Annotated in this window: 13 protein-coding genes; 11 read left to right on the top strand and 2 right to left on the bottom strand. The window is 63.4% G+C overall.

Going from position 1 to position 14973, the window contains the following annotated elements; translation table 11 throughout:
- Positions 1-8 precede the first annotated feature (8 nt).
- A complete protein-coding gene (locus tag MKK04_RS24060; RefSeq protein ID WP_241106039.1) occupies positions 9-356 on the bottom strand; it encodes a hypothetical protein in 348 nt (115 codons plus the stop codon).
- Here MKK04_RS24060 and putP point away from each other — a divergent pair.
- From putP to MKK04_RS24015, 9 genes are all read left to right on the top strand, one after another.
- Positions 355-1833 (top strand): sodium/proline symporter PutP, encoded by a 1479-nt coding sequence (putP, locus tag MKK04_RS24055; protein ID WP_233694662.1) that lies wholly within the window; start codon positions 355-357, stop codon positions 1831-1833. The genes MKK04_RS24060 and putP overlap by 2 nt on opposite strands.
- Positions 1834-2018: 185 nt before the next feature.
- Positions 2019-2855 (top strand): 23S rRNA (adenine(2030)-N(6))-methyltransferase RlmJ, encoded by an 837-nt coding sequence (locus MKK04_RS24050; RefSeq protein WP_207828619.1) that lies wholly within the window; start codon positions 2019-2021, stop codon positions 2853-2855.
- 194 nt (positions 2856-3049) lie between these two features.
- A complete protein-coding gene (locus MKK04_RS24045; RefSeq protein WP_063911962.1) occupies positions 3050-4807 on the top strand; it encodes a carbamoyltransferase family protein in 1758 nt (585 codons plus the stop codon).
- Positions 4791-5921, top strand: coding sequence for a glycosyltransferase (locus MKK04_RS24040; RefSeq protein WP_233687331.1), 1131 nt, complete (start codon positions 4791-4793; stop codon positions 5919-5921). Before MKK04_RS24045 ends, MKK04_RS24040 begins: the two co-directional genes overlap by 17 nt.
- Positions 5921-6817, top strand: a complete 897-nt coding sequence (locus tag MKK04_RS24035) for an antimicrobial resistance protein Mig-14 (RefSeq protein ID WP_207828625.1) — start codon at positions 5921-5923, stop codon at positions 6815-6817. The genes MKK04_RS24040 and MKK04_RS24035 overlap by 1 nt, the downstream gene beginning before the upstream one ends.
- Positions 6814-8217, top strand: a complete 1404-nt coding sequence (locus tag MKK04_RS24030; RefSeq protein ID WP_241106038.1) for a PIG-L deacetylase family protein — start codon at positions 6814-6816, stop codon at positions 8215-8217. The genes MKK04_RS24035 and MKK04_RS24030 overlap by 4 nt, the downstream gene beginning before the upstream one ends.
- A gap of 48 nt (positions 8218-8265) precedes the next feature.
- Positions 8266-9222 carry a glycosyltransferase family protein gene (locus MKK04_RS24025; RefSeq protein ID WP_207828627.1) on the top strand — a complete coding sequence of 319 codons (957 nt, stop codon included), beginning with the start codon at positions 8266-8268 and terminating at the stop codon, positions 9220-9222.
- 66 nt (positions 9223-9288) lie between these two features.
- Positions 9289-10062 (top strand): glycosyltransferase family 2 protein, encoded by a 774-nt coding sequence (locus tag MKK04_RS24020; protein WP_207828628.1) that lies wholly within the window; start codon positions 9289-9291, stop codon positions 10060-10062.
- A gap of 37 nt (positions 10063-10099) precedes the next feature.
- Positions 10100-11191 carry a glycosyltransferase gene (locus MKK04_RS24015; protein WP_207828629.1) on the top strand — a complete coding sequence of 364 codons (1092 nt, stop codon included), beginning with the start codon at positions 10100-10102 and terminating at the stop codon, positions 11189-11191.
- A 3-nt stretch (positions 11192-11194) separates the two neighbouring features.
- Here the strand turns inward: MKK04_RS24015 and MKK04_RS24010 are convergent, their stop codons facing one another.
- Positions 11195-11800, bottom strand: a complete 606-nt coding sequence (locus MKK04_RS24010) for a toluene tolerance protein (protein ID WP_207828630.1) — start codon at positions 11798-11800, stop codon at positions 11195-11197.
- 100 nt (positions 11801-11900) lie between these two features.
- On the opposite strand from MKK04_RS24010, the gene MKK04_RS24005 reads away from it, so the two are divergent.
- Together MKK04_RS24005 and msbA are read left to right on the top strand one after the other, a co-directional pair.
- Positions 11901-13076: an O-antigen ligase family protein gene (locus MKK04_RS24005; RefSeq protein ID WP_241106037.1), complete on the top strand. Its 1176-nt coding sequence runs from the start codon at positions 11901-11903 to the stop codon at positions 13074-13076.
- A gap of 15 nt (positions 13077-13091) precedes the next feature.
- Entirely contained in the window at positions 13092-14900 is a 1809-nt protein-coding gene (gene msbA, locus MKK04_RS24000) for a lipid A export permease/ATP-binding protein MsbA (RefSeq protein ID WP_233687333.1), read from the top strand.
- Positions 14901-14973 lie beyond the last annotated feature (73 nt).

Raw genomic sequence — 14973 nt, 5'->3', positions numbered from 1 at the left:
TATCCTCGTTATTGCCACGGTTGTGGCCTAAGCTGGCGCCAAGAGTAGCTGTAGGACAATTCGGGTGCAACCAGGTGCAACCCGAATTTTTCGTGGAAAAGGTGCAACTCGTCCGACAGATATTTCCACACCTTGGAAAGGGTCGTTTTTGGTGCGTTTTCTTCTGAAAAAAGACCTTGTTGCTCCAAAAGTGGAGCAAAAAAGCGGCTTTGACTGAAAATGCACGAGCAGGTGCAACTTGCAAATGAAAAATGGTTGCACCCGCTTTGCGTTGTTGCATAGGATTCGCCGCCTGGGTGCAACCGCAATGGCTGCGGTTGTGCATGACATAAAAACAAACGCCAGGGCACACGCATGGGCAATCCACTAACGATCACTTTCGTGATCTATATCGCGGCAATGGTGCTGATCGGCTTCGCCGCCTATCGCTCCACCAAGAACCTTTCCGACTACATCCTCGGCGGTCGCAGCCTGGGTAGCGTGGTTACCGCGCTTTCCGCCGGCGCTTCCGACATGAGCGGCTGGCTGCTGATGGGCCTGCCGGGCGCGATCTACTTCTCCGGCCTGTCCGAAGCCTGGATTGCCATCGGCCTGACCGTCGGCGCCTACCTGAACTGGCTGTTCGTCGCTGGCCGTCTGCGCGTGCAGACCGAGCACAACGGCGATGCACTGACCCTGCCGGACTACTTCTCCAGCCGCTTCGAAGACAACAGCGGCGTGTTGCGGATCATCTCGGCCATCGTGATCCTGGTGTTCTTCACCATCTACTGCGCTTCCGGCATCGTTGCCGGTGCCCGCCTGTTCGAGAGCACCTTCGGCATGCCGTACGAAACTGCCCTGTGGGCCGGTGCCGCAGCGACCATCGCCTACACCTTCGTCGGTGGTTTCCTGGCAGTGAGCTGGACCGACACCGTGCAGGCTTCGCTGATGATCTTTGCGCTGATCCTCACCCCGGTGATCGTGCTGATCTCCACTGGCGGCTTCGACACCACCTTCGCTGCCATCGAAGCGGCGAACCCGGCCAACTTCGACATGCTCAAGGGCGCCACCTTCATCGGCATCATCTCGCTGATGGGCTGGGGCCTGGGCTACTTCGGCCAGCCGCACATCCTGGCGCGCTTCATGGCTGCCGACTCGGTGAAATCGATCGCCAATGCCCGCCGCATCTCCATGACCTGGATGATCCTGTGTCTGGCCGGTACCTGCGCCGTGGGCTTCTTCGGCATCGCCTACTTCTCGGCACACCCTGAGCTGGCGGGCCCGGTCACCGAGAACCACGAGCGCGTGTTCATCGAGCTGGCCAAGATCCTGTTCAACCCGTGGATTGCCGGTGTGCTGCTGTCGGCCATCCTGGCGGCGGTGATGAGCACCCTGAGCTGCCAGCTGCTGGTGTGCTCCAGCGCCCTGACCGAAGACTTCTACAAGTCCTTCCTGCGCAAGAACGCTTCGCAGGTCGAGCTGGTGTGGGTCGGCCGCCTGATGGTGCTGGCCGTCGCCCTGATCGCCATTGCGATGGCCGCCAACCCGGAAAACCGCGTGCTGGGCCTGGTGGCTTACGCCTGGGCCGGCTTTGGTGCTGCCTTCGGTCCGGTGGTGCTGATTTCGGTACTGTGGAAAGGCATGACACGTAACGGCGCGCTGGCCGGTATCGTGGTGGGTGCGCTGACCGTGATCCTGTGGAAGAACTTCGACACCCTCGGGCTGTACGAAATCATCCCGGGCTTCCTGTTCGCCAGCATCGCCATCATCGTGGTGAGCAAGCTGGGCAGCCCGTCGCAGGCAATGGTCAAGCGCTTCGAGACTGCTGATGCGGCGTATCACGCTGACAAGTAATACCCGTTGAGTCGGCGGCGCCTGCTTCGCGGGTGAACCCGCTCCCACAGGAATTGCGCAGAACTCAAATTCTGTGAGGTGCCTGTGGGAGCGGGTTTAGCCGCGAAGAAGCCGCCGCCGATCAGCAGCCAGGCCTGACTCCGCCTGCAAGGCAAGGTAAACTTGCCACCCCCGCAGGAGTTGCCATGAACTATCGTCACGCCTTCCACGCCGGCAACCACGCCGACGTCCTCAAACACATCGTGCTGACCCGCCTCATCGCCCTGATGTCGCGCAAGGAACAGCCGTTCGCCTACATCGATACCCACGCAGGGCTTGGCCTGTACGATCTGCAAGGCGACCAGGCAACCCGCACCGGCGAGTACCTGGAAGGTGTCGCCCGCCTGTGGAATCGCGATGACCTGCCGGCCATGGCTGACGACTATCTGCGTATCATCAAACGCCTGAATGCCGATGGCGAGCTGCGCTATTACCCCGGTTCGCCCGAGCTGGCCCGCCGCCTGATGCGTCAGCAGGACCGCGCCCTGCTCAACGAGAAGCACCCCGAAGACGGGCCGCTGCTCAAAGAGAACATGAAGAAAGACCCGCGCGTGGTCGTGCACCTGGGTGAAGGCTGGCATGTGCCGCGGGCCTTGCTGCCCGTGCAGGAAAAGCGCGCGATCATGCTGATCGACCCGCCGTTCGAGCAAGCTGATGAGCTGAAACGCTGCACCACGGCGATGAAAGAGGCGATCGGCCGCATGCGCCAGACCGTCGCGGCCATCTGGTATCCGATCAAGGACCAGCGTTCGCTGACCCGCTTCTACCAGGACCTGACCAGCACCGGCGCGCCGAAGCTGCTGCGGGTCGAGTTGTATGTGCATCACCAGGACAGCCCGCAGGGGCTCAATGGCTCCGGCCTGGCCATCGCCAACCCGCCGTGGGGGCTGGAGGACGAGCTCAAGGAGCTGCTGCCATGGCTGGCCAAGGAGCTGGCGCAGACCGCCGGCAGCTTCCGTATGGACTGGCTGATCGCCGAATAAGCAGTTGCCTTGGGGCATCTGTGGGAGCAGGCGCTGCGGTGCATGGCACCGGCTTTGCCGGTGTTCGCGGGCACGCCCGCTCCCACAGGTTAATGCAGTGCCTATCCTGATGTTTGCGTTATAATCCCGCCCTTTAGCCGCCACCCGCCCAAGAGGCCGCTGGCGCATTTCTACCGAATGAAGAGGCTAATCCCTTGGCATTGACGATTCTTGGCCTGTCCGGCGCCCTTAGCCATGACCCTTCCGCGGCCTTGTACATTGACGGCAAGCTGATTGCCGCCGCCGAAGAAGAGCGCTTCGTGCGTGACAAGCATGCGAAGAACCGCATGCCCTACGAGTCGGCGAAGTTCTGCCTGGAACAGGCAGGCATCAAGCCATCCGACGTCGACGTGGTAGCCATCCCGTTCGCCCCGATCAGCCTGTTCGGCAAGGCGCGCTGGCACTATGCCAAGCGCTACTGGTACGCCCCGGACCGCGCCCTCGACGCCATCCTGATGGGCAACCGTCGCTACAAGCGCTACCGCAAGAAGATTGTCTGGTGCCTGGAGCAACTGGGCTTCGACCCGAAAAAGGTCAAGATCGAGCCGGTCGAGCACCACTTGGCCCACGCCTCCAGCGCCTACCACTGCTCGGGCTTCAAGGAAAAAACCGCAATCCTTGGCATCGACGGCAAGGGCGAATACGCCACCACCTTCTTTGGCTATGGCGAAAACGGCAAGATCCACAAGATCAAGGAATTCTTCGACCCGGACTCGCTGGGCGGCCTGTACGGCGCAATCACCGAGTTCCTCGGCTTCGAGATGCTCGACGGCGAGTTCAAGGTCATGGGCATGGCGCCGTATGGCGACGCCAGCAAGTACGACTTCTCGCGCCTGGCCAGCTTCGAAAATGGCGAACTGGTGATCAACACCGAATACGCCAACGTCATCGGCCTGCGCCGCTATAAAGAGAAGGGCAAGGGCTTCTACTTCTCGCCGAAGCTGATCGAATGGCTGGGCCCCAAGCGCGAAGGCGATATCGCCGACGAGCCGTACATCCATTACGCGGCCAGCATGCAGGCGCTGTTCGAGAAAATCGCCCTGCAGATGATCGACTACTATCTGGGCGACACCCTGCGTGAAACCGGCAAGCTGGCCTTTGCCGGCGGTTGCGCGCTGAACGTCAAGCTCAACCAGAAGATCATCGCCCGCCCAGACCTGAAAGAGCTGTTCGTGCAGCCGGCTTCTGGTGACGCGGGTACCGCCGTGGGCGCTGCCGCCTACGTTTCCCACGCCCGTGGCGTGCCGGTCGAGAAGATGGAACACGTCTACCTCGGCCCGTCGTACTCCAACGAAGACGTGATCGCTGCCTGTGCCCGTCACCCGAACGCGCCAAAGTGGCGCAAGCTCGACGATATGCCGCAGCGCATCGCCAAAATCATGGTCGATGGCAACCCGGTGGCCTGGTTCCAGGGCCGCATGGAATTTGGTCCGCGCGCCCTGGGCGGCCGTTCGATCATCGGCTGCCCGAGCGTGCCGGGCGTGGCCGACCGCATCAACGAGCAGATCAAGTTCCGCGAACGCTGGAGACCTTTCTGCCCGTCGATGCTCGACACCGTCGCCCCGCAGATGATCAAGGTCGACCACCCGGCGCCGTTCATGACCTTCACCTTCGAAGTGGCTGAAGAGTGGAAGACCCGCGTGCCGGAAGTGGTCCACGAGGACGGCACTTCGCGTGCCCAGGTGCTCAAGCGCGAGTACAACCCGCGCTACTACGACATGATGAAGGCGCTGGAAGACCTGACCGGCAACGGCGTGTCGCTGAACACCTCGCTGAACCGCCGTGGTGAACCGATGATCTGCTCGCCGACCGACGCCCTGAACATGTTCTTCGGCTCGGACCTGCAGTACCTGATCATGGAAGACATCCTGGTTGTGAAGGACGGCGCGGCCCCGTATGACCAGCCGCTCTGAACCGCGCATCCTGCAGTTCTGCCATGGCTATGACGGGCCGTTCCTGGACTGCGCCCGTCAGTACGCCAGCCTGTTCCAGGGGCGTGGCTACCAGGTCACCACGGTGTTCCTCACCGGCGCAGCCGACCCGCAGGTAGCGGCCGGCTGCGCGTCGGACGAGGTGCTGTTCCTGGAGTTCAGCTCCAAGGCCGTACGCGGCCTGAAGCTCGGCGCCATCCGTGCATTGCGGCGGATCGCGGCCGAGCGCAATTTCGCCTTCTGCATTGCCCATCGCTTCAAGCCGATCTATGTGGCGTTGCTGGGCACCGGCTTGCCGGTGATCGGTGTGCACCATGCCTTCGGTGACTACGAGCGCAAGGGGCGACGCATCTTCGCCAACCTGTTCAGCAAACGCCTGAGCCTGCTGGGCGTGTCGGACGCCGTGCGTGACGACATGCGCCGCTGCCTGCCGCAGTGGCCGGCAGAGCGTATCCAGACCCTGTACAACCGCATCGACATCGACGCCCTGCAAACGGCCCTGGTGCCGCGCGCCGAGGCGCGCCAGGCCTTGGGTCTGGATGCGCAGGCGTGGATTGTCGGTAACGTCGGGCGCCTGCACCCGGACAAGGACCAGGCTACCCTGCTGCGTGGTTTTGCCGAAGCACTACCGGGGCTGCCGGCCGGTGCCCGCCTGGCGATCCTCGGCAAGGGCCGCCTGGAAGCCAGGCTCAAGGACCTGGCCGCCGAGCTGGGCATTGCCGGGCAAGTGGACTTCCTTGGCCAGGTGCCGGATGCGCGTCGTTACTTCCAGGCGTTCGACGTGTTCGCCCTGAGCTCCGACCATGAGCCGTTCGGCATGGTCCTGCTTGAAGCCATGGTTGCCGGTGTACCCGTGCTGGCCACGGCTTGTGGCGGTGCCCGTGAAGTGGTCGAGGGTGTTGGCGTGCTGTTCCCGCTGGGCGATGCCGGGCAACTGGCCCAAGGCCTGAAGCACATGGCCGTGCTCGATGGGCAGCAGCGCCAGGCCTGTGCCGGGCACATGCTGCAGCGCCTGCATGAACGCTTCTCCGACCAGGCGGTGCGCGAGGCCTTCTGGCAGCTGCCGCAGGTCCGTGCGCTGGTGGGGAAGGCCTGATGCTCAACCGTATCCAGGCCTTCCGCGAGCGCGGTTGGCAAGTGATCGATGCCAAGGCCTACGCCGAGGCATGGGCCCGCTTTGGCGGCAGTGTCGCCACCCATCCTCTGGTGGTCGAGCAGCTGGCGGATCTGGCGCAGATCCCGGTGCGTTACCTCGGCTGGCACCAGGCCGGTGAGCTGAAGGCCGCCATCCCCACCTGGGGGCGCCACCTTGCGCTGTCCAAGGACGTGCTCAAGCGTGCCGGCAAAAAGGCGCTGTTCGACCTGGGTAACGCCGAGATCATCCTGCCGGCGGCGGCCGATGCCGCCGCGCCGTTGCGCCATGCCGCGCGCTACCTGTCCGAACTGAACCAGGGCCGCTTCAGTGGCCTCAAGGTGCAGAAGGAACAGCTGGCCATGGCTCGCGCCCACGAAGACCTGTCGAAGAAGTTCCGCTACAACCAGCGCCGCGAGCTTCGCCTGCTGGAAGAGGCGGGCGGTGTGGTGCGCCCGATCAGCGACTTCAGCGCGCAGGAAATCGCCAGCATGTACTGCGACTTGTTCCAGCGCCGCTGGGGCTTCCCGGCCACCGGTGCCGAGCGCATGGCCGAGGTGCTCGAGCGCCTGCGCGCGCTGCTGATCGGTTCGGTCCTGCTGCTGGACGGCAAGCCGATCGCCATCCAGCTGGTATACCGTGTCGAAGCGCCGGAATGGGTCAGCGTCGAGTACATCAATGGCGGTGTCGACCCTGAAACCAAGGCCTTCAGCCCCGGCAGCGTGCTGAGCTTCCTCAATACCCAGGCCGCCTGGGAAGACGCCCGTGCGCGCAACAAGCCGCTGCGGTTCTCGTTCGGCCGTGCCGACCGCGAGTACAAGGACCGCTGGTGCAACCCCGTGCCGGTGTATCAGGCGTGAGCCGCAAGCAGCAGTTGCTCAAGCGCCACCGGCGCAACAAGCGCCTGGGCCTGCTGGCGGGCCTGGTCGCGCTGGTGGCCTTGGGTGTGCTCAGCTGGTGGTGGTTGCCACTGTTGCTGTTGCCGCTGCTGTGGGCGGCCCATGAAGCCTGGTTTGCCGACCACCTGTTCTATGCGCCAGGCGAGGACTACGCCTACGACTTCGGCGAGCAGACCCGGCAAGTCCCTGCCAGCCTGAACGGCGGCCTGCTCAAGGCTGACTGCGCGCTGCAGGGCAACGAGACCCTGATCCTCGAGCTGCGGGTAGAAAGCCGCTGGCTGGGGCGCTTCCTCGACCCGCAGGTCGAGCTGGTGGCTGGTGAACAGACCGACCGGCAAACCTTCGAGCGCGGCGTCGATGGCGTGCGCTTCCTCAACTTGACCGGCCTTGCCGCACCGCTGCAGGCTGGCGCGTTGCGCCTGCGTGGCCGGCATTGTCGGCTGACGGGCCAGCCGCGCTTGTGGATAACTCCGGCGGTCGAGCTGCAAAAGCGCCGGGTGATGGTGATCGCGCCGCATGCCGATGATGCCGAGCTGGCCGCGTATGGCCTCTACAGCCAGGCCGATGAAACCTGGGTAGTGACCCTGACCGCTGGTGAAATCGAGGCCGAGCACTATCAGCAGATGGGCCTGGCAAAGGCCGAGGCCGCGCGCCTGAAGGGGCGCCTGCGGGCCTGGGACAGTATCGCGGTGCCACGCTGGGCCGGTGTGGCGGAGTCGCGCTGCGTGCAGCTGGGCTACTTCTGCCTGCAACTGCCTGCCATGCAGGCCGCGCCAGACCAGCCGGCCGCTTCTCGCGAGGCCGACCTCGCCGACATTCGCGTATTCCGCCGGTTCAACCCGTTCCCGCTGCCGGCCGACGGCGATGGCGCGCCGACCTGGCACAACCTGCTGGCCGACCTGCGTGCCTTGCTGGAAATGGCCAGGCCAGAGGTGCTGGTGATGCCGCACCCGCAACTCGACCCGCACCCCGACCACATCTGTGCCCAGGCAGCGGTGCTGGAAGCCTTGCAAGGCCTGGCCTGGCAGCCGCAAACCCTGCTGTGCTACGCCAACCACCTGCATGACAACGATCGCTGGCCGATGGGCGACAGTGGTGATGGCGTGGCCTTGCCGCCGCAGCTGAGCGCTGCCCAGGCCTGGGCACCCTGCAGCCTTGTGCTGGATCTGGCGACCCAGCGCGACAAGGCCATGGCCCTGGGCATGATGCACGACCTGCAGCCGCCGGCGCCGTTCAAGCGCCGCCTGCGCCGCTTGTTGCAGCGCTGGCTGGCCGGGCGGCGGCCGTCGCCTTACGGCGAGAACGAATTCTTCCGCAAGGCCGTGCGCCGACATGAACTGTTCTGGCGGCGTGAGCTGTAGCCGCGCCCCATGGTTGACCGCGATGGCGCAGAGCGCCCAAGGAATGCAATGAAAGTCCTATTTTTGGTGCAGAAGGAACAGCGGGCGATTCTCGACCGCCTGTACGATGGCGTCGCGGCCAACTGCGAGTGCGACCTGCGCTGGCTGACCAGCGAAGACCAGCGCAATCTGCGCCGTTATTTCAAGCGTGAAGTGCAGGTCGAGCGTTATGACCGCATTGTGTTCTTCCTGCGTTTCAAGCAGGAAATCCGCCAGGCGGCGTTCATCCGCACCGTGCCGAACCTGGTCATCCTCGAGCATGATGCCTATCAGAACTACATCCCGTGCAAGTACACCGGCAAGTTCAGCGCCCATTACCGCAAGCTGCCCTGGGCGCGGGTGATCAGCTCCGGCTACATGGTCAGCGAGCGCCTGCGTCAGGAAGGTTTCGATGCCGTGTTCGTGCCCAAGGGCTACGACGAGCAGTTGCTGGCCGACCAGGGGCGTGAGCGCGACATCGAACTGGCCTTCGTCGGCAGCACCAACAGCGTGGCCTACAGTGGCCGCAAGGCGTTGCTGGACGAGCTGGGTCGGGTCGAGAACCTGGTGGTGACCCGTACCAAATCGGGTGAGGACTACTGCAACACGCTCAACCGGATCCGCTTCTTCGTCAGTGCCGACGTCGGCATGGGCGAATACATGATCAAGAACTTCGAAGCCATGGCCTGTGGCTGTGTGTTGCTGGCGTATGACCAGGGCGAGCAAGAGAACCGCGCGCTGGGCCTGCAGGACATGCACAACGTGGTGTTCTATGACAGTATCCCCACCCTTCAGGAAAAGCTCCGCCGTTTGCGTTCGGACCCTGAGCTGGCGCGGCAGATTGCAGAAAATGGCCGCCACCTGGCGGTTTCCCGTTTCAGTTTCGCGGCAGTTGGACGTAGCATCGTCGACCACATGCGCCCGGCGCTCAGGCCCCACCCACCGTTGTCTGCATGGCAGCGGCTGCGCCTGAAGCTGGGCATCTAACATAAGAACTTTCGCGCCTACGGAAAGGGTGCCGGAAGTCGATAGTCGCAATGCGGAGGGAGTCCGGTGCGCTTTTCAGGTGAGAGTGACATCACGCTTGTCGTGACCAGTTGTGGGCGGTTCGATCTGCTCAAAGATACCCTTGAGAGTTTCGATCGCTACAATACCGCGCCCATTCGCGAAGTGTTCATCACCGAAGATTCCGGTGACGATGCCGTGCATGCCGCTGTGCCTGAGCACTGGAAGCCGCATTGCAAGGTGTTCGTCAACCGGCCCAAGCTGGGCCAACTGCCGTCTATCGACCTGGCCTACAGCCATGTAAAGACGCCCTACATCTTTCACTGCGAGGACGACTGGCACTTCTATCGCCAGAGCTTCGTCGAAGACTCCCGGGCCATCCTGGAGGTCAGCCCCAACCTGTTGCAGGTCTGGCTGCGCAGCCATGCCCATGACCTGGCCATCCACAGCCCGTACATCCACCTGGGCGATCGCCAGGTGATCGCTGGCGTCCCTTGCTACCCGCTGCTGTCCGACAAGGCCGAGTGGCAGGCTTTTTCGCTCAACCCCGGGCTGCGTCGCTTGAGCGATTACCAGCGTTGCGCGCCATTTGCCGCCTATGCTGGAGAGAAGGCACTTTCCCGACGCTACGCTGAGTTGAACCTGACAGCGGTCACCTTGGAGGGTGATGCAGTATTACATACTGGATTCGGTAATCACGTGACCTTGCCCATCGAAGTGGAGCGCAAGGCCAAACGTCGTAAACGTGATCGGATCAAGTTGGCATTGACGCTCGTGGCGGGTGCCGTGATTGGCATGGGAATCACCATTTTTGTTCAATGAAGTCGCTGCCCCACCTGGCATGAGCGGGAGAGGGCCCATGAACATCGTCAATATGATGTGGGCGGGTGGAACGCCGTACATGTCCATCCACAAGGTGCATCGGCAGGTGCTGTCGCACGCGGGGGCCGATGCCCGGATTACCAACTGGCTGCTGCTGGGTAGTGGGCTCTGCTGTGGGCTTGGTGCGACCCGGGAGTGGCACATGCCGTCACGGGCGCTGAAAGGGCGGCACTTCTGGCGCCTGTTGCGCCCATGGTTGCGCATGCGCTTGCGCAAGGCGCTGAACGAGGCCCAGGCTGAAGTCGTGCTGCTCGACGGTGTCGGTGTGGCGCGGCTGGTGTTGCCGTTGTTGGAGCAGGTTCCGCAGGTGCGTGCCAAGGTGCTGTTTCACGGCAAGACGCGCCTGAGTGACAGTGATGTTCGCCTGCTGCGCATGTTCCCGGCCGAGCGGCTGAGCATTGCCGCCGTTTCGCAGACACTTGCCGCGTCCATCGAACACGACCTGGGCAGGCCGGTGCAGACCTTGCGCATGGCCCTTGACCCGCGGGCATTCGCCGAGCCGTTGTTGAGTCGAGGAGCGGCCAGGCAGGCCCTGCAGTTGCCACAGGTAAATGGGGTGATGCTGGGCGCGGTCGGGCGGTTGGTGGAGAGCAAGGGCTTCGAAATGCTGATCGAGGCATTCGCCAAGGCCAGTGCGCGCCAGCCGGACATGCAATTGGCCATCATCGGCGAAGGCCCCCTGCGTGCGGTGCTGCAGGCCCGTATCGACGCGCTTGGCCTGGCCGGGCGTGTTCACCTGAGCGGTCACCGCGATGACCTGCAGCAGCTGTACCGGGCATTCGACTGGCTATTGGTGCCCTCGCGCTCCGAAGGCCTGGGGCTGGTGGTACAGGAGGCGGTCATGGCCGACGTACCGGTGCTGTGCAGCGACCTGCAGGTGTTTCGCGAGCAGTTGCAGGACACCGGTGGCTACCTGCCCGTTGCCAATGAAAATGCCTGGGCCGAGGCGATCGAGCGTTGCACGGCGCTCAGTGCCCCGGCGGTAGCCGCCCGGCAGCGCCAGGCGCTGGCCCCGGAGCAGGCCTGGCAGGCGTTCTGCAACGGCTCGCAGAGCCTGCTGCGCAGCTGACGCTCAGCGCGCCAGCAGGGCCGCCTCGAAGTCGGCAAGGGGGAACCGGTCGCCCAGGTTCTCCCGTTCGATATAACGCACCATGTGCTGCACATTGCGCCGAATCATGCGCGCCGACAGCGGCGGGCGCAGGAAACGCATGTCGGCCACGTCGATCAGGCCCAGTTGCTGGTCGGGGGTGACCACCACATTTCCCAGGTGCAACGAGCGGAAGTACACGCCGCTGCGGTGCAACTGGCGGATCAGCTCGATGAGGCGCGGCAGATAAATACCCCAGTTGAAACCTTCATCGCGCGACATTTGCAACAAGGTGCGCCCTGGCAGCGGGCGGTACAGCACGGCAGTGCGCCCTGGCAGGTCGAGCTTGTGCTGGCTGATCACTTCCAGAGTGGGGATGCCCAGTTGTGCCAAGCGCGCGGCGTTGTCGACGAAGCGCTGCGAGTACGGGCGCAGCAGTGCAGATGAAATCAGCCGCTTCCTACGGAAAACCTTGAGGAAATTACCATCCGCAAGCAGGTAGACTTTGGCGCCATGGCTATCTGCCTCAAGCACCTGTGCGCCTTGTGTCAGCTGATCGAAGTCGACCTGGGTGAGCCGGGAGCATTGCATGAATAGAGCCTTGTCGTCTGGCGAGCAAAATGACCGGCAATAATGCCGAAAATAATGCAGTTGCACCATGGATGGTGTCTTTGATTCATCGGGGGAAAGGATGTTGTATCAAAAAAACTGGGCGCGAGCCTGGTTGGGTTTGGGGTTGGTCTGGTTCCTGGCAGCGATTGCCTTGGCACCGAGCAACAAGATTTATCAGCAAGGCCTGGTGTTGTTCCTGTGGTTGCCAACGCTGGTAATGGCGTGGTCCGCAAGGCAAGTAATCGTGCAGGCCTGGCGGCGTCAGCCGGCCTTGTGGGGGAGTGTGTTGTTGCTGCTGGCTTGGAGCGGGCTCAGCCTGACCTGGTCTGCCGCGCAAGACCCGGGGCGCGAGGCCAAGCGCCTGCTCTACATCCTGCTGTTCCTGCTGGCGTTCCCGCTGCTGGCCCAGCTTGGCCTGGCCCGCATTCGTCAGCTGCTGCTGGCCGGTAGCGCCTTGCTGGCCGTGGCCGCGCTGGTTTCGGTCATCCATTTCTACGGCGTGCTGGGCATGCCGCTGGTGGCCCGCCTGGAGGGCATCGGCGAAATATCGCACCCGATCCTGGGCGCCTACGTCATCGGTTCGGCCGTGCTCTTCCTGCTTTACGAGCCGCCGCGGCAACGTGGCCTGCAGCTGTTGTGGCTGGCAGCACTGGCGTGCCTGGGGTTGTTTGCCATGCTCAGCCAGAGCCGTGGGGCGGTCCTGGCCCTGGTGCTCACCGTGATCATGGCGCCGCTGTGGTTCCGTGACCGCCACAGCCAGGTGTTCGCCATGCTGGCGGCCATTGCCACCGGCCTGGCCTTCTATCTCGTGTACGACCTGATCGCCCAGCGCGGCTCGTCCTACCGGCCGGAAATCTTCCATGCCGTGGTCGACATGATCGCCGCGCATCCCTGGACCGGCCTTGGCCTGGGGGCTGCCTACGACGTGAGTGCAGTGGGCAAGCACTTCGACCACACCCACAACATGTTCACCCACATCGCAGTGGAGATGGGCCTGCCTGGCATGCTGCTGTGGGTCATGGTATGGCTGTACACCCTGGGCGAAATCATCCGCGCACGCGGCACGCTGTTCGGCAAGATCCTGCTTGGCTTCTGGGTCTACTCGACCCTGGCCATGCAGTTCGATGCCGCCAGCCTCACCGGCACGCCACGTGCCGAATGGTTCATCAGCTGGCTGCCCGTGGGCCTGGTGATGTTGCTGCCATGGGGGCGTGCCGAAAATGACGCCTGTGGTAAAATTTCCGGTTCAACCTGAACAGCGAGCTTGATAATGGCCGAAACACCGCGACCGGCGGAACACACCTCCAGCCTGAAGATCTACTTCCGGCTGCTGAGCTATGTGAAACCCTATGTCGGCATTTTCCTGCTGAGCATCATCGGTTTCGTGATCTTTGCCTCGACCCAGCCGATGCTGGCGGGGATCCTGAAGTATTTCGTCGATGGGCTGAGCAACCCCGAAGCGGTGTTGTTCCCCAACGTCCCCTACCTGCGCGACCTGCAACTGCTGCAGGCGGTGCCGCTGCTGATCATCCTGATTGCCGCGTGGCAGGGCCTGGGCTCGTTCCTCGGCAACTACTTCCTGGCCAAGGTTTCCCTGTGCCTGGTGCACGACCTGCGTGTGGAACTGTTCAACAAGCTGCTGGTGCTGCCTAACCGCTACTTCGACAACCACAACTCCGGGCACCTGATTTCGCGCATCACCTTCAACGTGACCATGGTCACCGGTGCCGCCACCGATGCGATCAAGGTGGTGATCCGCGAAGGCCTGACCGTGGTGTTCCTGTTCGGCTACCTGCTGTGGATGAACTGGCACCTGACCTTGGTGATGGTCGCCATCCTGCCGCTGATCGCGGTGATGGTCAGCGTCGCCAGCAAGAAATTCCGCAAGCAGAGCAAGAAGATCCAGGTGGCCATGGGCGACGTCACCCACGTCGCTTCGGAAACCATCCAGGGCTACCGCGTGGTGCGCAGCTTCGGCGGCGAGGCCTACGAGCAGGAGCGTTTCGGCAAGGCCAGCCAGAGCAACACCGACAAGCAGCTGCACATGACCAAGACCGGCTCGCTGTACACGCCGATGCTGCAGCTGGTGATCTACACCGCCATGGCCGCGCTGATGTTCCTGGTGCTGTTCCTGCGTGGTGACTCCACTGCCGGTGATCTGGTGGCCTATATCACCGCCGCCGGCCTGTTGCCCAAGCCGATTCGTCAGCTTTCGGAGGTCAGCTCGACCATCCAGAAAGGTCTGGCCGGTGCCGAGAGCATCTTCGAGCAACTGGACGAAGCACCTGAAGTGGACAGCGGCACCGTCGAGAAGGAACGGGTGGAAGGGCGCCTGGAAGTGCGCAACCTGAGCTTCACCTACCCGGGTACCGAGCGTGAGGTGCTGAGCGATATCAGCTTCGTTGCCGAGCCGGGGCAGATGATTGCCCTGGTCGGTCGCTCCGGCAGCGGCAAGTCGACTCTGGCGGCGCTGATCCCGCGCTTCTATCACCACGACCAGGGGCAGATCCTGCTCGATGGCGTGGAGATCGAGAACTATCGCCTGCGCAACCTGCGTCGCCACGTTTCGCAGGTGACCCAGCACGTCACCCTGTTCAACGACACCGTGGCCAACAACATCGCCTATGGCGACCTGGCCGGCGCCCCGCGCGCCGACATCGAAGCCGCTGCGGCCGATGCCTACGCCAAGGAGTTCGTCGACCGGCTGCCGAAAGGCTTCGATACCGAAGTGGGTGAAAACGGCGTGCTGCTCTCCGGCGGCCAGCGCCAGCGCCTGGCCATCGCCCGGGCACTGCTGAAGAACGCACCGCTGCTGATCCTCGACGAAGCCACCTCGGCGCTGGATACCGAGTCCGAGCGGCATATCCAGGCTGCCCTGGACCATGTGATGCAAGGCCGTACCACGCTGGTGATCGCCCACCGCCTGTCGACCATCGAGAAGGCCGATCAGATCCTGGTCATGGACCAGGGCCGTCTGGTCGAGCGCGGCACTCATGCCGAGCTGCTCGCGGCCAATGGCCATTATGCCCGCCTGCATGCCATGGGCCTGGATGAACCGGCCAAGGCCGATATCACCTGAACCCTCGTTGATCGGGGCCGTCGCGGCCCCGATTGTCACGGGAATTTTCCTGGGGTGATCTGGCCATAAAGCC

The sequence above is a fragment of the Pseudomonas sp. LS.1a genome (genome assembly GCF_022533585.1).
GTDB lineage: Bacteria > Pseudomonadota > Gammaproteobacteria > Pseudomonadales > Pseudomonadaceae > Aquipseudomonas.
Note: the sequence above shows the minus strand (reverse complement) of the source record. Positions and strands in the feature narration are given on the sequence as shown.

Coding starts and splice junctions, on each gene's coding strand:
- putP (WP_233694662.1), top strand. CDS start 355: ATGGGCAATCCACTAACGATCACTTTCGTGATCTATATCGCGGCAATG.
- MKK04_RS24060 (WP_241106039.1), bottom strand. CDS start 356: ATGCGTGTGCCCTGGCGTTTGTTTTTATGTCATGCACAACCGCAGCCA.
- MKK04_RS24050 (WP_207828619.1), top strand. CDS start 2,019: ATGAACTATCGTCACGCCTTCCACGCCGGCAACCACGCCGACGTCCTC.
- MKK04_RS24040 (WP_233687331.1), top strand. CDS start 4,791: ATGACCAGCCGCTCTGAACCGCGCATCCTGCAGTTCTGCCATGGCTAT.
- MKK04_RS24035 (WP_207828625.1), top strand. CDS start 5,921: ATGCTCAACCGTATCCAGGCCTTCCGCGAGCGCGGTTGGCAAGTGATC.
- MKK04_RS24025 (WP_207828627.1), top strand. CDS start 8,266: ATGAAAGTCCTATTTTTGGTGCAGAAGGAACAGCGGGCGATTCTCGAC.
- MKK04_RS24015 (WP_207828629.1), top strand. CDS start 10,100: ATGAACATCGTCAATATGATGTGGGCGGGTGGAACGCCGTACATGTCC.
- MKK04_RS24010 (WP_207828630.1), bottom strand. CDS start 11,800: ATGCAATGCTCCCGGCTCACCCAGGTCGACTTCGATCAGCTGACACAA.
- MKK04_RS24005 (WP_241106037.1), top strand. CDS start 11,901: ATGTTGTATCAAAAAAACTGGGCGCGAGCCTGGTTGGGTTTGGGGTTG.
- msbA (WP_233687333.1), top strand. CDS start 13,092: ATGGCCGAAACACCGCGACCGGCGGAACACACCTCCAGCCTGAAGATC.